Source organism: Ancylobacter oerskovii, assembly GCF_018390555.1.
In the GTDB taxonomy this organism is placed as follows: Bacteria; Pseudomonadota; Alphaproteobacteria; order Rhizobiales; family Xanthobacteraceae; genus Ancylobacter; species Ancylobacter oerskovii.
In genome coordinates this window covers 118,515-135,404 of the sequence record NZ_JAHBGB010000033.1, presented here as the reverse complement: position 1 = coordinate 135,404, position 16,890 = coordinate 118,515, and the positions used below count along the sequence as shown (strand labels likewise).

At 70.1% G+C, this 16,890-nt stretch carries 14 protein-coding genes and 1 tRNA gene; 8 read left to right on the top strand and 7 right to left on the bottom strand.

Annotation, left to right across the window (positions count from 1 at the left end; translation table 11 throughout):
* Positions 1-70 precede the first annotated feature (70 nt).
* Positions 71-3,538, bottom strand: a complete 3,468-nt coding sequence (locus tag KHC19_RS15190) for a helicase-related protein (RefSeq protein ID WP_213353217.1) — start codon at positions 3,536-3,538, stop codon at positions 71-73.
* A 139-nt stretch (positions 3,539-3,677) separates the two neighbouring features.
* On the opposite strand from KHC19_RS15190, the gene KHC19_RS15185 reads away from it, so the two are divergent.
* On the top strand, positions 3,678-4,193 hold the full coding sequence (locus KHC19_RS15185) for a DUF4269 domain-containing protein (RefSeq protein WP_213353216.1): 516 nt from the start codon (positions 3,678-3,680) through the stop codon (positions 4,191-4,193).
* A gap of 261 nt (positions 4,194-4,454) precedes the next feature.
* Here the strand turns inward: KHC19_RS15185 and KHC19_RS15180 are convergent, their stop codons facing one another.
* Positions 4,455-5,381, bottom strand: a complete 927-nt coding sequence (locus tag KHC19_RS15180; protein WP_246548933.1) for a DUF3108 domain-containing protein — start codon at positions 5,379-5,381, stop codon at positions 4,455-4,457.
* Positions 5,382-5,748: 367 nt separating this feature from the next.
* On the opposite strand from KHC19_RS15180, the gene rpmB reads away from it, so the two are divergent.
* Both rpmB and KHC19_RS15170 read left to right on the top strand, forming a co-directional pair.
* Positions 5,749-6,048, top strand: a complete 300-nt coding sequence (gene rpmB, locus KHC19_RS15175; protein ID WP_213353215.1) for a 50S ribosomal protein L28 — start codon at positions 5,749-5,751, stop codon at positions 6,046-6,048.
* Between the two features lie 4 nt (positions 6,049-6,052).
* Positions 6,053-6,688 (top strand): queuosine precursor transporter, encoded by a 636-nt coding sequence (locus tag KHC19_RS15170; protein ID WP_213353214.1) that lies wholly within the window; start codon positions 6,053-6,055, stop codon positions 6,686-6,688.
* A gap of 47 nt (positions 6,689-6,735) precedes the next feature.
* Here the strand turns inward: KHC19_RS15170 and KHC19_RS15165 are convergent, their stop codons facing one another.
* On the bottom strand, positions 6,736-7,641 hold the full coding sequence (locus KHC19_RS15165) for an esterase-like activity of phytase family protein (protein WP_343207734.1): 906 nt from the start codon (positions 7,639-7,641) through the stop codon (positions 6,736-6,738).
* On the opposite strand from KHC19_RS15165, the gene rutR reads away from it, so the two are divergent.
* The 4 genes from rutR to KHC19_RS15145 all read left to right on the top strand — a co-directional run bounded on the left by rutR (position 7,631) and on the right by KHC19_RS15145 (position 10,552).
* Positions 7,631-8,539 carry an HTH-type transcriptional regulator RutR gene (rutR, locus tag KHC19_RS15160; protein ID WP_425514519.1) on the top strand — a complete coding sequence of 303 codons (909 nt, stop codon included), beginning with the start codon at positions 7,631-7,633 and terminating at the stop codon, positions 8,537-8,539. The genes KHC19_RS15165 and rutR overlap by 11 nt on opposite strands.
* A gap of 45 nt (positions 8,540-8,584) precedes the next feature.
* A complete protein-coding gene (locus tag KHC19_RS15155) occupies positions 8,585-9,223 on the top strand; it encodes a DsbA family protein (RefSeq protein WP_213353212.1) in 639 nt (212 codons plus the stop codon).
* 66 nt (positions 9,224-9,289) lie between these two features.
* Positions 9,290-10,333, top strand: coding sequence for a threonine aldolase family protein (locus KHC19_RS15150; RefSeq protein ID WP_213353438.1), 1,044 nt, complete (start codon positions 9,290-9,292; stop codon positions 10,331-10,333).
* 144 nt (positions 10,334-10,477) lie between these two features.
* Positions 10,478-10,552, top strand: a tRNA-Gly gene (locus KHC19_RS15145).
* Positions 10,553-10,858: 306 nt separating this feature from the next.
* On the opposite strand, the gene KHC19_RS15140 is transcribed toward KHC19_RS15145, so the two are convergent.
* Positions 10,859-12,181, bottom strand: a complete 1,323-nt coding sequence (locus tag KHC19_RS15140) for a PQQ-dependent sugar dehydrogenase (RefSeq protein WP_213353211.1) — start codon at positions 12,179-12,181, stop codon at positions 10,859-10,861.
* A 289-nt stretch (positions 12,182-12,470) separates the two neighbouring features.
* Here KHC19_RS15140 and KHC19_RS15135 point away from each other — a divergent pair, with 289 nt between their 5' ends.
* Positions 12,471-13,364 carry an RNA polymerase factor sigma-32 gene (locus KHC19_RS15135; RefSeq protein WP_213353210.1) on the top strand — a complete coding sequence of 298 codons (894 nt, stop codon included), beginning with the start codon at positions 12,471-12,473 and terminating at the stop codon, positions 13,362-13,364.
* Between the two features lie 32 nt (positions 13,365-13,396).
* Here the strand turns inward: KHC19_RS15135 and KHC19_RS15130 are convergent, their stop codons facing one another.
* The 3 genes from KHC19_RS15130 to pucL form a co-directional block, all read right to left on the bottom strand.
* The gene (locus KHC19_RS15130) at positions 13,397-14,914 is read right to left on the bottom strand and encodes a M48 family metalloprotease (RefSeq protein WP_343207733.1); all 1,518 of its coding nucleotides are present in this window, start codon (positions 14,912-14,914) and stop codon (positions 13,397-13,399) included.
* A 16-nt stretch (positions 14,915-14,930) separates the two neighbouring features.
* Positions 14,931-15,779 carry a thermonuclease family protein gene (locus KHC19_RS15125; RefSeq protein WP_213353209.1) on the bottom strand — a complete coding sequence of 283 codons (849 nt, stop codon included), beginning with the start codon at positions 15,777-15,779 and terminating at the stop codon, positions 14,931-14,933.
* A 162-nt stretch (positions 15,780-15,941) separates the two neighbouring features.
* The gene (gene pucL / locus KHC19_RS15120) at positions 15,942-16,781 is read right to left on the bottom strand and encodes a factor-independent urate hydroxylase (protein WP_213353208.1); all 840 of its coding nucleotides are present in this window, start codon (positions 16,779-16,781) and stop codon (positions 15,942-15,944) included.
* Positions 16,782-16,890: the final 109 nt, after the last annotated feature.

Sequence of the window (16,890 nt, the reverse complement as noted above, 5' to 3'; positions counted from 1 at the left end):
CTGCTCCTCGTCGCGTTCCCTTCGAAGTCCCCGCGCGAAGCGGAGCGCCTCGCGCGGAAAGGGGCGGTCGCTATTTGCCGTCCTTGCTGTCGGCTTCCATCTTCGCCTTCAGCGCCAGCAGCTTGGCGAAGGGGGAATCCGGGTCCACCGGCTTGTCGCGGCGCGGCGGCTCGTTGCGCGGGGTCGCGCGCTGGTCCGGCCGCTGGTCGTGGCGCGGCCCGTCGCGGAACTCGTTGCGGCGCTCGCCGCCGCGGCGTTCCTCGCGGCCGCCGCCGAAACGCTCGCCCCGCTCGGGACGGGGGCCGCGCTCCGGCCGGTCGCCGCGCTCCGGACGCGGACGGCGGTCGTCGCGGCGGTTGTCGTCGCGCCGGGCATTGTCGCGGCCCGCCTCGCCCTCGGGACGCGGCTGGCCCTCGCGGGACTGCCCATCGCGCGGCGCGCCGCGTTCGAAGCGACGGCCGCCCTCGGCGCCCTCGCCCTGACGCGCGCCATTGCGCTGGCCGCCGCGCTGGCCGCCACGGTGGTGCGGCTGGCCCGCCGGACGGCCGGGGCGCCACACCTCGATCATCGCCGGCTCGGCGGGGGCGGCCTCGGCCGCCTCCGTTTCGGCCGTGGCGGTCTCGGCGACCGCCGCGTCAATGGTGGGCTCGCTCGTGGCTTCCGCGACAGCCGACTCGGCGTCCGCCGCCGGCTCGACAGCCGCTTCCAGCGCGGGTTCGGTCGTCTGGTCGAACACCGGATCGGTGAAGACCTCGCCGCTGACAGCGCTTGCGTCCGCCACGGGGGCGTCCGGGGCCGCGGTTTCCGCTTCCGCGCGCTCGATGGCGGATTGGGCGGCGGCTTCCGGCTCCAGCGCCGGCTCGACCGTCTGGTCGAAGGCGACGTCGCCAGTCGCGGGAGCCTCGGCCTGCGTCTCGGCCTCGGCCTGCGCCTCGGCCGGGAGGTCGCTACCCGCAACCGCATCCGGCGCGCTTTCCACGGCCGTCGCGTCCGTCGCGGCGGCTTCGACCGCCGCGGCAGGCGTCGCCGGCTCCACCGGCGCCGGGCGGCGCTCCATGCGGTAGCCGAGCGAGCGCAGGATGGAGGCGAAGTCCTCGCCGGCGCAGCCCGCCAGCGAGGTCATGGCGACGGTGGCGGTGAAGCCGCTGCCGTCGAAGGCGCCGGCCGGCTTCTCGCCGGGCGCACCGGGTCGCCAGGCCAGCGCCGGGCGGATCAGGTCGGCGAGGCGCTCGAGAATGTCGACGCGCACCGCCCGCTCGCCGGCCACCCGGAAGCCCACCGCGCGGTAGAGCCCCTTCTGGATCTCGGGATCGACCGCGATCGAGGTGCGGCCGGAGGCGGCGAGATGCGGCAGCTCGTCGAGCCCCTTCTGCTGCAGGCCGCCATGCTTCAGCGCCCAGAACTGGGCGGCGAGCGCGCGCGGCGCCGGCTTCAAGAGCGCCGGCAGGTAGATGTGATGGGCGCCGAAGCGCACGCCGTGGCCGCGCAGCACCGCGCGCTGCTCCTGCGGCAGGCCCTTCATCTCCTCGGCGACCTTCTGCCGCTCCAGCACGCCGAGCGATTCGACCAGCTGGAAGGCGATGCCGCGGGCGATGCCGGTGACGTCCTCGGCGCGGCCGAGCGCCAGCAGCGGGCCGAGCAGCTTCTCGGTATGCGCCTTCAGCCACAGGTCGATCCGCGCCTGCACCGCGTCGCGGGCGGTGCCGGTGAGGTGCTCGTCGGCGATGATCTTGAGGCGCGGGGCCAGTACCTCCTCGCCGGGGATCAGTTTGGCGACGGGGTCGCCGATCCAGCGCAGCGTGCCGTCGGCGGAGAGCACGAAGGCGTCGTCTCCCGCCTCCGAGAGCCGCGTGGCACGCGCCTCGATCTCGCCGGCCAGCGCCTTCTGGGCGGTGGCGCGCAGGGCCTTGGCCTCCGGCCCGCCGGCGGAAGCGTCCGCCGCGAACTGGAAACCGAGCAGGTGGCCGATCACATGGCCTTCCACGACGACGTCGCCGGTCTTGGTGATTTCTGTATCGAGCATTGCGTTTTCCCGCAGGCGCCGCATCAGGACGCTCGTCCGTCGGTCGACGAAACGGTTTGCCAGCCTCTCATGAAGCGCGTCGGAGAGTCGGTCCTCCACGCGCCGTGTTATCCCCTGCCAGTGCTCCGGGTCGTCGAGCCAGTCGGGACGGTTGGCCGCGAAGGTCCAGGTGCGGATCTGCGCGATGCGTCCCGACAGCGTGTCTATGTCACCTTCCGTCCGGTCCGCCAAGGCCACTTGTTTGGCAAACCAGTCGGTTTCGAGCCTTCCGAGCCGCATCAGGTGGTCATAGACGGTGCCGACGAGGTCGCGATGCGAGGCCGGGGACACCTTGCGGTAGTCCGGCAGGCCGCAGGCTTCCCACAGCCGCTCCACCCCGGCGCGGCCGGTCGCGAACCGCCGGACGTCCTCGTCGCGGGCCAGCACTTCCAATACCTCGACATCGGCGGCGGTGGGGGCGCGCGTCAGCCCTTCCTCGCGCGGCGGCTCGGCGAGACTGCGCTGCAAGGTCGCGATCGAGGCGAAATCCAGCGTGGTGTTGCGCCATTGCAGCACGCGATGGGCGTCGAAGGCGTGGCTTTCCAGCCGCTCGACCAGTTCGGCGTCGAAGGGCGGGCAGCGCCCGGTGGTGCCGAAGGTGCCGTCGCGCTGCGCCCGCCCGGCCCGCCCGGCGATCTGGGCCAGCTCGCCGGGATTGAGCCGGCGGAACTGCCAGCCGTCGAACTTCACGTCGGCGGCGAAGGCGACATGGTCGACGTCGAGGTTCAGCCCCATGCCGATGGCGTCGGTGGCGATGAGGTAATCCACATCGCCGTTCTGGTACATCGCGACCTGGGCGTTGCGGGTGCGCGGGGAGAGCGCGCCCAGCACCACCGCCGCGCCGCCGCGCTGGCGGCGCACCAGTTCGGCGATGGCGTAGACCTCGTCGGCGGAGAAGGCGACGATGGCCGAACGGCGCGGCAGCCGGGTGATCTTCTTCTCGCCGGCGAAGGTCAGCTGCGACAGGCGCGGGCGCACGAGGATATTGGCGCCCGGGATCAGCTTCTCGATCAGCGGGCGCATGGTGGCGGCCCCGAGCAGCAGCGTCTCCTCGCGGCCGCGCCGGTTCAAGAGCCGGTCGGTGAACACATGGCCGCGGTCGAGATCGGCGGCGATCTGGATCTCGTCCAGCGCCACGAAGGCGACGTCGAGGTCGCGCGGCATCGCCTCCACCGTCGCTACCCAGTAGCGGGCATGCGCCGGCTTGATGCGCTCCTCGCCGGTGACGAGGGCGACCTGGTCGGCGCCGGCCCGCTCGACCAGGCGCTGGTAGACCTCGCGGGCCAGCAGGCGCAGCGGCAGCCCGATCAGCCCGGAGGAGTGGCCGAGCATGCGCTCTATGGCGAGATGGGTCTTGCCGGTATTGGTCGGGCCGAGCACGGCGGTGACGCCGCGCGCGCGCAGGCGCGGCGGCAGCGGGTTCAGCGAGGCGGCGTTGGCGGCGCGGGCAATGTCCGGCGGGGCGGCAATGTTCATAAGGCGACGTTCACCAGGTAGCGCTCATGCGGCGACCGTTCCGTCGAGCCGGAAGGGCAGCCGTTCTAGCATGGGATCCGCGCCATCGGCGAATCGGGGCGTGGGGCGGGCGGCCGGAGCCGTCCATGGGGACATCGGCATGGGCACCTCGTCGAAACCGGGCGCCCGATCCGCGCTGGCCGTCACCGGCCTGATGCACCGTCTCGCCGTCTTCGACCCGCGGGTGGTCGGCACGCCGCCGCTCGGGCTCGACCTTGCCGGCAGCGACATCGACATCGCCTGCCACGCGCCCGAGCCCGACGCCCGTGTCATGTGGGATCATTTTCGCGGCGAGCAACATTTTTCCCTGCGCCGCTGGCGAGGGGCCGGTCGGCCGGTCGTCGCCTCCTTCACCTGTGCCGGCTGGCCGCTCGGGATATTCGCCGCGCCGCAGCTGGTGGCCGGGCAGGCGGGCTGGCGGCATTTCCACCTCGAGCGGCGCCTGCCGACGCCGGGCGGCGGCCTGCGCGCGGCGGTGATGGCGCACCGTCAACAGGTAGGGGCTCCCGGGCCGTCGCGATGGGGCTCCCTCCCCATATATCGCCTCCCTCTCCCCGTCGGGGAGAGGGTTGGGGTGAGAGGTCTTCCTGGCTTCCCGATGTTGTCTCCCGCGTGACCCGCGGCACGGGCTGCCTCCGTCGAAACCGGATGTTTCCGGTTTTCACCTTGCCGGAACCGAAACACGGCAGCAGCCGGGTTCGGGCGGAGAGGATGACGAAGAGGGCTGGCCTCGACGTCCTGTCGAACGGGAACTCGCCCGGCCATCCCGGCCACGGCGGATCGGCCCATGGCCGTCCGAAACGACGTCGCAGAAGGAGCCGGCAAGGGAGCGGGATGATCGCGGCCGCACGCGCCGCCGAGATCGACGGCCGCCGCCTTACTGCACGCCCGCCTTGGCCGGTGCGTTGCCGCTGCCCTTGGCGACCATCGGCTCGGTCTGGAACGACACCGCCTCGATCTGCGCCACCCCGATGGCGGTCGCCACCGAGGCGCGGAACGGCGCCAGCACGCGGGTACCGGCGACCGGCGCCAGCCACACATACATGTCCTTGTTACGGCTCATATATTTGACGCTGGTGCGGTTGGCGCGATGGCCGGCCACCGGCTTGTAGGCGATGCGGCACACCAGCGCCGGGCCGGCATAGCCCTTCTCCGCCTTCACCTGGTCGACGCGCTCGAAGCTGAGGTCGAGGTCGTAGCGCTGGCGCCCGTCATAGATCGGCAGCAGCCGCTCGCAATTCTTCGGCGCCATCAGGTCGCCCGAGCCCGGCGCCAGGAACAGCGCCGCCGTCATCGGGTCGAGCACGCCGCGCTTGTCCTTGTCGCCCATCGGCACCCGGTCGTCGGCGGGCGGCACCGGCGGCTCCACCTTGGCGTCGGTGACGTTGCCGCCGGCGAGCGACAGGCGGATCGCCTCGGCCTTCTTCTCGGTTTCCGCTTCCATGGCGAAGGAGCGCGGCACCAGCGCGCCGGGCTGCACCGTGCCGCGCGCGCCGGCCGAGCCCTTGCCGGAGGAGATCGCCTGCACCACGCCGGTGAGGCGGGCGCTGCCGGAGGCGGTATAGGAGCCCTCGTCCACTTCCAGCAGGAAGGCGGCGCGCCCGAGCTCCAGCCCGGCCAGCGACAGCTTGTAGCGCGCTTCCAGCTTGCCGTCGGCGAGGGCGGGAACCGCGCCGCTCACCAGGCCGGCGATCACGCCGGCCACCATGCTGCCGGCGAAGGCCGGCAGGCGTCGCGGCAAGTGTCGCGGCAGATGTCGCGGCAGGCGCGGGAGCGGCAGGAAGCGCGGCACGGGACGCGGCATGAAGGGCAGGCTCCGGCGGCTCCGCAGGGCGGGCCGTGAATCACGATGGGGAATCAGTCTATTATGATTCCCGATGGCGGTCGAAGCCGGCGGAACTGTGACGCCCGCGCGCCGCGCCCATCACCTGTGCGCGAGGCCGCCCGGGCTGCCTCGTTCGCGGCCTCGTTCGCGGCATGGGCCTGCGGTTCGCGCCGCGGCAGGCGTCCCGCGCGACGGTCCTGCCGTGTCACGGCTCTGTCTTGAGCCTTGACGCGCGCGGGCCGCTTGCCTATAGGAGCGCACTCTTTCACGGATGCTGCCTGCAAGATCGCAAGGCTCGATATTCGGGTCCGGCGCGCGGCAGCTGCGAACATTAAGGAAGTCCACGATGTCCCGTCGGTGTGAACTTACCGGGAAGGCGGTTCTGACCGGCAATCTCGTGAGCCACTCGAACCGCAAGACCCGTCGGCGCTACCTGCCGAACCTGGTGAACGTCACGCTCACCAGCGACGTGCTGAAGCGGTCGGTGAAGCTGCGCGTGAGCGCCAATGCCCTGCGTACCGTCGACCACCGCGGTGGCCTCGATGCGTTCCTCCTCAAGGCCCGTGCCGAGGAACTGTCGCAGAAGGCCGTCGAGCTGAAGCGCGCGGTCCAGAAGGCCTCGACCGAGGCCGCGGCTGCGGCCTGATCCGATGCGGATCGCCGGAACGCGGGTTTCGCTGCGGGCGCTGCTGCTGCCCATCGCCGCCATGATGGCGGTGGTGGCGGCGTCGAATGTCGCCGTGCAGTACCCTGTCCAGTTCTGGGGTCTTCAGGAGGCGCTCACCTGGGGCGCCTTCACCTATCCGCTTGCCTTTCTGGTCAATGACCTGACCAACCGCCGCTTCGGCCCGGCGGTGACGCGCCGCGTCGTCTATGCCGGCTTCGCGCTGGCGGTGCTGCTGTCGGTGTGGCTCGCCACGCCGCGCATCGCGCTCGCCTCCGGCAGCGCCTTCCTGGTCGGCCAGCTGCTCGACATCACCGTGTTCAACCGCCTGCGCCGCCTGAGCTGGTGGCAGGCCCCGCTCGCCGGCAGCCTGCTGGGCTCGGCGCTGGACACGCTGCTGTTCTTCTCCCTCGCCTTCGCGGGGGATGCCGACATGTCCTTCCCCGTCACCTATGCCTCCACCGGCATCACCGTGCCGCTGTGGGTGGGCCTCGCCTATTTCGACTTCCTGGTGAAGCTCGGCTGCGCGCTGGTCGCCCTGGTGCCCTATGGCGCGCTGATGGGCTGCCTGAAGCCCTGGACGGCCCCGAATGCGGCGCCGTCCCCCGGTCGTCCGGCCTGATCATCCGATTTTCGCCGTCATCGGCCTGATCGTACACCGCATCGGCCTCACGGCACGAGCGCGAAGCGCAGCAGCACGGTCTTCTGCAGCGGCGAAAAATTGTCGTCGGAGAGCGTGGTGAGGAGGATGTCCCCCGCCGCATCCCGCGTCACCGCCAGCGCTTCCATGTTGTCGATGGCGGCGGCGCGGTGCGCCTCCATGAGCACTTCCCCGGAAAGACGAGCCCCGTCAACGAGTTGCTCGAGATCGAACCGGCGGATGCGCATGGCGACGCCACGTAGCGGGTCGTAGCGCCGTTCCAGCAGATAGGCCTTGCCGTCCGGCCCGAGCGAGAGGTCGGTGGCGCTGAATCCGTCAATCCTTTCAATGGAAAAGCGCCCGACGAGCCGGGGCTTGTCGAGCGGGGCGAACAGGAAGCCCGGCAGGATGGTGCTGTCCTTGGGGTCCTGCTCGGCGAGGGCGATCAGCGCCGCGGGCTTGCCCTTGGCCGGCGCGGCGAGCGCCTCGATGCCCTCATTGGAGCCGAGATCGGCTATCCCCTTGAGGGATATCAGTTGTTTCCCCTTGGAGGCGAGCGGGTCCGGGCCGGGAAAGCTCCAGATCTCGTGGCGACGCTCGATGCCGACCACCACGCCCTCGGGGGTGAGCGTGAGCGATTCGGCGTCGCCGAGGCCCTGCGCCGCCAAGGCCCGCCCGTTCCCGGCCACCATCGGCGCCATGCGGACATCGGCAAGGCCGGTCGGCCGCCCGTCCTGGCTCGTGAGGGTGGCGGACAGCCAATAACCCTTGTCCGTCAATGCGATAAGCTTGTCGCCGCTGGCGTCGAGCGCCATGCCCGACAGGCCGCCGAAATTCTCGTCCGTCGAGGTCAGCACCAGCCCGCCGCGAAATTCCACCGCCCCGATCCGCTGCCGGCCGGACGCGTCGAAGGCCTGGATCGGCGTGGCCTGCACGGCGACCGGCTGCGCCCGGGCTGTCGCCGCACAGGCGAAAATCGACAGGAAACCTAGCAAAATCAAGCGTCTCGAAGAAATCATGGCACGCTCCGGGGCGCTGGGGGCGGACTTCATGTTGCGACGCCGTTTGTTTCCATGTCATGTCAGTCCGGGGCATGGAAGGGAGCATCGGTCATTGGCACGCAGCGCGGTCACGCGGGATCCGCCGGGCGCAGAGGCGCCGCCCGTGGCGAAGAAATCGGGATCGGGCCGACGCTCCGCTCAGGCGAAAACGCCCCGCCGGCTGAAGCAGATCGAAGCCAAGCGCACGGCGATCCTCGATGCCGCCCTCGGCCTGTTTTCCCGGGCCGGCCTGCACGGAACCACGGTGGAGCAGATCGCCGAGGATGCCGGCGTATCGAAGACGAACCTCTTCTATTACTTTGTATCCAAAGAGGAAATTTACGTCGCGGTGCTGAGCCGCCTGCTCGATGAATGGCTGGCGCCGTTGCGCGCCATCGAGCCGGACGCCGATCCCGTCGTGGCGATCGGCGAATATATCCGCCGCAAGATCCTGTTCTCGCGCAGCAGCCCCGCCGCCTCGCGCCTGTTCTGCCTGGAGATCGTGCAGGGAGCGCCGCTGCTGAAGCGCGAACTCGAGACCTCGCTCAAGCAGCTGGTCGATGCCAAGGCGGAGATGATCCGCGGCTGGACGGCGGCCGGCAAGCTGGCGCCGGTCGATCCGCACCATCTCATCTTCGCCATCTGGGCGACGACGCAGCATTACGCCGATTTCGCCAGCCAGATCGACGCGCTGCTCGCCACCGGCCTCGACGACGAGGCCTTCGCCAACGCCGCGGCCGAGAATGTGAGCCGGATCATTCTTGAAGGAATCCGTTCCCAGCCAGCCGCTTAGCGTCCAGCGCCGCCCGTCCGCGCCTTGCCCCTTTGGAGATGCCTGATGCACCGCCGCACTTTCCTGCGCTCCGCCTTGGGCGTCTCGCTCGGTGCCATGGTCACGGCCCCGGTCGTCGGCAAGGATGCGGGAATCGCCCCGCCCCTCGACGTCGAGGCGCTGCTGTTCGACCCGGAAGCACCGGTCGGCGGCAACCCGGCCGGCGACGTCACCATCGTCGCCTTCTTCGATTACAATTGCGGCTACTGCAAAGGCTCCGCCCCGACGCTGGCCCGCCTGCTCAAGACCGACGGCAAGATCCGCCTCGTCTACAAGGACTGGCCGATCCTCGCCAAATCGTCGGTGACGGCCGCCCGTCTCGCGCTCGCCGCCAAGTACCAGCACCGCTACGAGGCCGCCCATCACGCCTTCATGGCCCTGCCGGGCCGTTCCATGAACGAGGAGGGCATGGGGAAGGCGCTGAAGCGCGCCGGCCTCGATGTCGCCCGTCTCAATACCGATGCGCAGAAGCATGCCGAGCCGATCGCGGGCGTACTGAAGCGCAACAATGAGCAGGCCATGGCGCTGCAGCTGCCGGGGACGCCGGTCTATCTCGTCGGGCCGTACAAGGTTGCGGCGGCGCTGGACTATCAGGGCTTGGTGGACGTCGTCGCCGATGCGCGCCGCCGCGCCGCGGAGCGATAGATGCCTGGCGCCCCACATATCGAGGAAGGAACCACCGTGAGCCTCTCGCCGTCCCCGCGCGACCGCATGCCGGCCTTCGGCAGCGACAACATGGCCGGCGTCTCGCCGCAGATCCTGGCGGCGCTCGCCGCCTGCAATGACGGCCCGGCGCGCTCCTACGGCGCCGATGAGGTGAGCGCGCGACTGGAGCGTCGCTTCGCCGAGCTGTTCGAGCGCGACGTCTCGGTGCTGCTGGTATCCACCGGGACCGCCGCCAACACGCTGTGCCTCGCCGCCGCGACCCCGCCATGGGGGGCGGTGCTCTGCCATCCCTTGAGCCATATCGAGAACGACGAATGCGGCGCGCCGGAATTCTTCACCGGCGGCGCCAAGCTGGTGCCGGTCGACGGACCGCTGGCCAAGATCGACCCGGAGGCACTGCGGCGGAAGGCCCGCGAGGGCAAGGGCGACGTGCACGCCGTGCAGCCGGCCTGCGTCAGCATCACCCAGGCGACCGAGCTCGGGACGCTCTACACGCCGGACGAGGTCGCGGCGCTGGGCGCCGTCTGCCGCGAGGCCGGGCTGCTGCTGCACATGGACGGCTCGCGTTTCGCCAATGCGGTGGCGGCGCTCCGGGTTTCGCCGGCGCAGATGAGCTGGAAGGCGGGGGTGGACCTGCTTTCGTTCGGGGCGACCAAGAACGGCGCCATGGGCGTGGAGGCGGTGCTGTGCTTCGATCCGAAGCGGGCGCAGGAACTGGCGTTCCGCCGCAAGCGCGGTGGTCATCTCACCTCCAAGATGCGGTTCCTCGCCGCGCAGATGGAGGCCTACCTGGCCGATGATCTCTGGCTGGCCAATGCCCGCCATGCCAATGCCATGGCGGCGCGGCTCGCGCAGGGGCTGGCAAGCCTCGAGGGCGTGGAGGTGCAGCCCGGGGCCGAGGCCAACATCTTGTTCTGCAAGCTGCCCGATGGCCTGGCGACGGCGCTGCTGGAGGCCGGCTTTTATTTCTATGCCGACCGCTGGGCCCCCAGCGTGGTGCGGCTGGTCACCTCATTCGCGACGACGACGGCGGAAGTGGATCTCTTCGTCGCGGCGGCGCAGCGTTTCGTCCGATCGCCTGCCGCCTGATCCGCGCGGCGGCGGGCGGGTGGGCCGACATTTCCACAGGCTTCGCGAAACCGTAACAAAGGGCGTTGCAATCCGGCGCGGCATGGGGCATAGAGGCGCCGCGTCAGGGACGGCGGCGCTGCCGAGATGTCCCGACGGAGCGGTGCGGGTGTAGCTCAGGGGTAGAGCACAACCTTGCCAAGGTTGGGGTCGTGGGTTCGAATCCCATCGCCCGCTCCAAAAATCTCAGGAAAATCGAGATTGAGACCATGCCCTTCGGGGCATGTCTGCTTGCGCGCTTTTCGGGAAGCAGGGCGGAAGCCGGCGTATCGGATGTCGCCGGCCAGTGCGTGGCATTGCATGTCCCAACGGGAGTTGTCGCGGCCGGCCAGGGCTGCCGCGCTTGCCGGCGCGCCGCCGTTTCCTTCAGCCGCTTCCCGCCTCTCGATCATGGGCCACAGGCGCCGCGATTCGGCGACACGCCGGGCATGTGAGCGTTACGCGCGCGCCGGCCTCGCCCTAGCGGCGGCCTCAAGGCGTGGGCGTTCAGACCGGGGCCACGCGCCAGATGCAGTCGCCGACGTCATCGACCACCAGCAGGCCGCCGCGCCGGTCCACCAGCACGCCCACCGGCCGGCCGCGTGCCTTGCCGTCCACCCGGAAGCCACCCAGGATCTCCTCCGGCGCCCCCGCCGGCGCGCCGTCCGCGAAGGGAATGAAGATCACCCGATAGCCCGAGGGCGGGTTGCGATTCCATGAGCCGTGCTGGCCGATGAACACGCCGTTCCTGAACCGCGCCCCGAAGCGCTCGTCGTCGACGAAGGTGAGGCCGAGCGAGGCGGTGTGCGAGCCGAGCGCATAGTCCGGCTTCAGCGAGGCGGCGACCAGATCGGGCCGCTGCGGCGTCACCCGCTCGTCGACGATCTTGTCGTAGTAGCAATAGGGCCAGCCATAGAAGGCGCCGTCCTTCACCGAGGTCATGTAGTCGGGCACGAGATCGTCGCCGATCTCGTCGCGCTCGTTGACGCTGGTCCAGAGTTCGCCGGTCACCGGGTTCCAGTCCATGCCGACCGGGTTGCGCAGGCCGCCGGCGAAGACGCGCACCGCGCCGGTCGCGATGTCGACCTCCAATATGGCGGCGCGATTCTCTTCCTCGTGCATGCCGAATTCGGCGACGTTGGAATTGGAGCCGACGCCGACATAGAGCTTGGTCCCCGCCTTGTTGGCGACGAGGCTCTTGGTCCAGTGGTGGTTTCGCCCGGCCGGCAGGTCGCAGACCTTCACCGGCGCGGCGTCGATGCGTGTCGCCCCCGGCTCATAGGGGAAGCGCACCACGGCGTCGGCATTGGCGACGTAGAACTGGTCGCCGACCAGCGCCATGCCGAAGGGCGAGTTGAGATTCTCGATGAAGGGCAGCTTGATCTCGGCGATGCCGTCGCCGTCGGCGTCGCGCAGCAGGGTGATGCGGTTGGCGCTCTTCACCCCGGCGCCGGCACGCACCATCACGAAGCCCATCACCCACCAGCGCAGGCTGAAGATGCCGCCCGGCGTCGGCGGAGCGGCGGTTTCGGCGACCAATATGTCGCCGTTCGGCAATTCGTAGACCCAGCGCGGATGGTCGAGATCGGTGGTGAAGGCGCCGACCTTGAAGCCCGGTGCGGGCTTGGGGGCCTGACCCGCGTCCCATCCGACCGCCGGCGCGATCTTGAGGATGGGAATCAAGGTGGGCTTCGGCTTCGGCAGGCTCGGCAGGGTGCCGTAGCCGGCATCCTCGGCGAGGGCGGGAGCTTTGCGCAGATCGGCAAGGAAATGGGCGAGAGCGGTGAGGCAGGCGCCGATGATGCCGCCGATCTTCGGATGGTTGGCCATGCGTCGCTCCGGGGTTGCGATGTGTCCATCTGAGCCCGGAATGGCACTCGCGTGCAATGACCACCGGCGCAAAAACCACCATGGAATACCTGCCGGGCGGCGCGGTGTGCGGGAGGGGCGGGCTGCGGCCGGCCCGGTCTCCCCGATAGGCGACAGGCGCAGCCTCCACCTGACGGGAACCGAACCGCCCGCCGGGCGTTCTGCGCTTGTCACTTCGTCGGGCCGCGCCCCGAAGGGCGCGTGGTCGCGCCTCGTCGCCGAAGCGGTCCGCAGCATCCGGGAGGCGCGCATGGGCGGTCTGGGAGTGGTCGGGCAATCGGCGCTGTCTTCGACGTCGCTCGCAAGGGCCGCCAAGGCCGAGCCGCTGCTCGCCCGCGAAGAGGAGTTCGAACTCGCGCACCGCTGGAGCGAGCACCGGGACGAACGGGCGCTGCACCGCCTGGTTCAGGCGCATATGCGCCTCGCCATCGCCATCGCCCGCCGCTTCCGGCATTACGGCCTGCCGATGGCCGACCTCGTCCAGGAGGGGCATGTCGGCCTCATGGAGGCGGCCGCGCGCTTCGAGGCGGCGCGGGACGTGCGCTTTTCCACCTATGCCACCTGGTGGATCCGGGCCGCCATCCAGGATTACGTATTGCGCAACTGGTCGATCGTGCGCGGCGGCACCTCCTCCGGGCAGAAGGCGCTGTTCTTCAATCTGCGCCGCGTGCGGGCCCGCCTCGAGAAGGTCGAGGGGCTCCGGCACGCGACCCGGGACGAGATGCACGGCGCGGTGGCCGACATGCTGGGCATTCCCGCCGCCGAGGTCGCGCGCATGGATGCCAGGCTGGCGGCGCCCGACCTGTCGCTCAGCGCCCCGATCGCCGGTGGCGAGGAGGAGGGCGCGGCGCGTCTCGACCAGCTGGTGGCGGAAGGTCCGTGGCCCGACGAGCAGGTGGTGCAGGCCATCGATGGCGAGCGCCGGCAGCGCTGGCTTTCGCAGGCGCTGCGCTCGTTGTCCGACCGGGAGATCCGCATCATCCGGGCGCGGCGCCTTGCCGAGGAGAGCGAGACGCTGGAAATGCTGGGCGCGCGGCTCGGCATCTCCAAGGAGCGGGTGCGGCAGATCGAGAATCGTGCCATCGAGAAGCTGCGGGTGACGCTGACCCATGGTGCCGGCGTGCCGGCCGGCGCCTTCGCCTAGCGCGGGTGCAGGCGCGGGGGGGCCGGTGAAGCCTATTCGGAGACGATCTTCACCAGCTCGCCATATTTCAGCTTCGCTCCCTTCTCCAGCCCGTTGAGAATGAGGAAGCGCTCGAGCGGGCGGTCCGGCACGTCCATCTTGGCGGCGAGCGTGTCGGGCGTGTCGGTCAGGCCGACCTTGACGGTGCGGATGCGCAGCGGCCTCACCTTTTCGGCCTCCTCGATGGAGACGCGCCGGAAGGTTTCCGCCGCCTCGCGGAACTGGCGGTCGAGATCGGGGGTCAGGTCGCGGGCGGCGAAGATCAGCCGGTAGACGTCGCTGCCGAAGCGGATGGCGAACATGCGGAACGACCATTGCTCGCCGCGCGCCACCGCCGTCGCGGCGGGGAAGCCGTTCAGCACCAGGCTTTCCACCGAGGAGATCTCCACCCCCTCGATCCAGCCGGATGACAGGTACTGCGCCAGCGACTGGTCGCCGGTGACGCGCACCGCGTCCAGCCGCAGCGCCTCGGCGCCGGAGGCATCGGCACCGAGCACCGCCTGGGAGGTGTTCTCCAGCGCGAAGCCTTCCGGCGCGGTGAAGGTGAAGCCGAGCTTGGGATGGAAGAAGCGGCGGCCGCGAATGAAGCCTTCCTTCGGATCGTCGCCATAGACGAGGCCGTCAATCGCCCCGAGATACTGCTTGGTGTCGCGCTCGCCGGGCTTGTCCGGGGCGGCGTATTCGCGCGCGTTCGCCATGGCGATGGAGATGCGCTCCGGCGTCGAGGGATGGGTGGCGAGAAAGTCGGCGGCGTCGGTGGAGGCGGTGGTGCGGTTCATCGGGCTGGACGAGCGCAACGCCTGCTGGCGGCCCATGGTGGTGAGGAAGCGTTCGGCGCCATAGGGATCGAAGCCGGCGCGGGCGCTGATGCCGACCCCGATGGCGTCGGCTTCCAGTTCCTGCGCGCGCGAGAAGCTCGCCAGCGACATGCGGCTCTTGGCCAGGGCCAGCGCCCCGAGGTCGGGGTCGTTCACCACGTCGGAGATGACGCGGCTGACCAGCACCGCCTGCTTCACCTGGTCCTCGCGGATGGCGGCATGGTTGGCGATGACATGCGCCATCTCATGGGCGAGCACGGAGGCGAGCTCGGCATCGTCGTCGGCCAGCGCCAGCAGCCCGCGCGTCACGTAGATCGAGCCGTTGGGCAGCGCGAACGCATTGATGGCCGGCGAATTGAGAATGGTGACGCGATATTTCTGGTCCGGGCGCTCGGAGGCGGCGACGAGGCGCGTCACCGTCTCCTGGATCATGCCCTGCAGCTTCGGATCGTTATAGGCGCCGCCATAGGACGCGACGAGCCGTTCATGCTCCTTGCGCTGGGTCGGGGTCAGCGTGTCCTCGAAGGAGGGCGGCTGCGGCGTGGAGGCCAGGGGCGGCGGCTCCTGCATGTTGGAGCAGCCGGCCGCCAGCAGGCCCGCACCGAGCAGGAGGGCGAACGCCAGCGCCCGCTGCCGCCAGCCGGCGATGCGGTGCCCCGTCGTCTGCCCCTGCCGGTGCGCTGTCTCGTTCACCGGTCCCACATCCCCGTCACGGTTCCGAAGCCTCCGCAACCTCTTCCATCTGCTCTGCCCAGCGTAGATCGATCACCGGTCCGTCGATCGGGTCGACATTCCCGCGCACCGTGACGTCGCGCCCGGCGAGGGATGTCACGCCCGTCGCACGGGCCTTGAGCGCCTCGCGCGCGGGGCCGCTCACCCTCACCGTCGTGTCCTGCCTCCAGACTGGGCCGAAATTGAGATAATCGAGCCGGCGCGTGCTGCCAACCGTCAGTACGCGGCCTGTAACAACGGAAAAGTGACCGACCGCCTTTTCCAGTGATCCCGGCGGCTGCGCTTCCAGCGGCAGCTCGGCCCACACGCCGAGGCGGCCGGCACGGGCGGGTCGCTCGGCGGCGAGGAGCTCCGGCATGCAGCCGAGATAGCCGGCTTCGGGACGCGCCACGGCGAGACCCGCCTCCAGCACGGCCTGCTGCACCAGCCGTCCGTCGGGAAGCCGGGCGAGGGCGCCGAGCCGGCCATAGCGGTCGGGAGCCGGATCGGCGCTTGCGAGGGCAAGCGCCCGGCCGGTGACGAGCGCGGCCAGCCCGGCGCGCCGGCCCGGATCCGGCGAGGCCGCGATGTCGGCGAGCGCCGCAAGCCGCAGGGTGCGGCCATCGGCCAGCACGACGTCGCCATGCGGGTCGAGCCCTCGCGCCTCGATCGGGGTTCCGAATGTCCGGGGGCAATCGGCGGCCAGCCCGGCCGCGCCCGGGAACAGGACAGCCAGGCAGGCGAGGCCGGCGCCGAGGCGACGGAAACGGCTTCTTGGCGACCGCTGGCTGAGAGCACCATCGGCCGGCATGTTAAAGCTGTTGAGCGACATGGGTGTCCCGGCCATTATCCGTAACCGTGCCCACCATAGCCGAAGGCGACGCGGGAGCCCAGATGAGTCCTGCGGCCGCCGCGGCGATCGGTCGGGTTGTTCCACGGCGTGGCGGCCAGCACACACGGCGTGCCCCCGCCGGTCCGGCGAGGGGGGGCGATGTCGGTCAACGTCGGCTCAGCCGCGGGCGATGGTGCATTCGATCTGGCCATGCGGCTCGTCGGTGGGAGTGAACACCTGCCCGTCGAAGGCGCGGCCGAAGGGCGACAGGTCGATCGGCAGGTAATGCTTGTTGGGGCAGGCGATGGTGATCTCGGCGATTTCCGGCACCGCCGCCAGCACGGCCTCGCCGATCAGGTAGAGCGTGTTCTGCACGCCGGGGCTGTAGGTGGTGGCGAACACCTTCAGCGCTGCGGCCAGCACGGCGGCATTGGCCTGCGGATAGGAGGCGGGCGTGCCGGCCCAGCGCCAGGACGCGTCCATGGCGGTGGCGAACAGGCGGTCGGCGGTCGGCTTCAGCGTGGTCGCCTCGTCGAACCAGTAATCCTCCCAGCCCGATTGCGTGGTCTTGAGGAAGGTGAAGCCGGAAATGCCGGAAACGAGGGTCGCGCCGTCGCGCGAAGCCGAGACCTTCACCAAGGGACGGCCATTGCCGTCAAGCGTGAAGGCGTGGTCGTGCGGGGCGCCGTCGACGGCGATGCGCGTCCACTTCGTCTCGGTCGCGGTGATCTCCACCGTCTCGACATGGTCGTAGCGATCGAGGAAATACTGCGCGAGTGCCCGGCAATAACCTTCATTATCGAGCCCGACATGGTCGCGAGCGACGATATTGGCGATGTTCTTGATGGAATCGGTGGCGATGACGCTGCGGTTGTCGCCTTCGGTATAGGCGGCGTCGAAGGCGCCGGTGAGCATGCACTGGATCGTCAGCTCGCGCACTTCGTGGCGGGGAGCGTCGCGGTGGACGCGCATGACGCGCACGCGGCCCTTGCCGTAGCTGTTGCGGATCAGCGGCATGTCGGTCTCCTCTGCTGGTCTTGGAGGATAGGCGAAGCAATGCACATGCCGATACCCAACGTCGCCGGGCCCGGTTTGCCGGCTGGCCGACCGGAGACTTTGCCGCTAC

Coding starts and splice junctions, on each gene's coding strand:
- KHC19_RS15140 (WP_213353211.1), bottom strand. CDS start 12,181: ATGGCCAACCATCCGAAGATCGGCGGCATCATCGGCGCCTGCCTCACC.
- pucL (WP_213353208.1), bottom strand. CDS start 16,781: ATGCCGCTGATCCGCAACAGCTACGGCAAGGGCCGCGTGCGCGTCATG.
- KHC19_RS15155 (WP_213353212.1), top strand. CDS start 8,585: ATGCACCGCCGCACTTTCCTGCGCTCCGCCTTGGGCGTCTCGCTCGGT.
- KHC19_RS15180 (WP_246548933.1), bottom strand. CDS start 5,381: ATGCCGCGTCCCGTGCCGCGCTTCCTGCCGCTCCCGCGCCTGCCGCGA.
- KHC19_RS15125 (WP_213353209.1), bottom strand. CDS start 15,779: ATGGCCGGGACACCCATGTCGCTCAACAGCTTTAACATGCCGGCCGAT.
- KHC19_RS15185 (WP_213353216.1), top strand. CDS start 3,678: ATGGGCACCTCGTCGAAACCGGGCGCCCGATCCGCGCTGGCCGTCACC.
- KHC19_RS15135 (WP_213353210.1), top strand. CDS start 12,471: ATGGGCGGTCTGGGAGTGGTCGGGCAATCGGCGCTGTCTTCGACGTCG.
- KHC19_RS15190 (WP_213353217.1), bottom strand. CDS start 3,538: ATGAACATTGCCGCCCCGCCGGACATTGCCCGCGCCGCCAACGCCGCC.
- rpmB (WP_213353215.1), top strand. CDS start 5,749: ATGTCCCGTCGGTGTGAACTTACCGGGAAGGCGGTTCTGACCGGCAAT.
- KHC19_RS15170 (WP_213353214.1), top strand. CDS start 6,053: ATGCGGATCGCCGGAACGCGGGTTTCGCTGCGGGCGCTGCTGCTGCCC.
- KHC19_RS15150 (WP_213353438.1), top strand. CDS start 9,290: ATGCCGGCCTTCGGCAGCGACAACATGGCCGGCGTCTCGCCGCAGATC.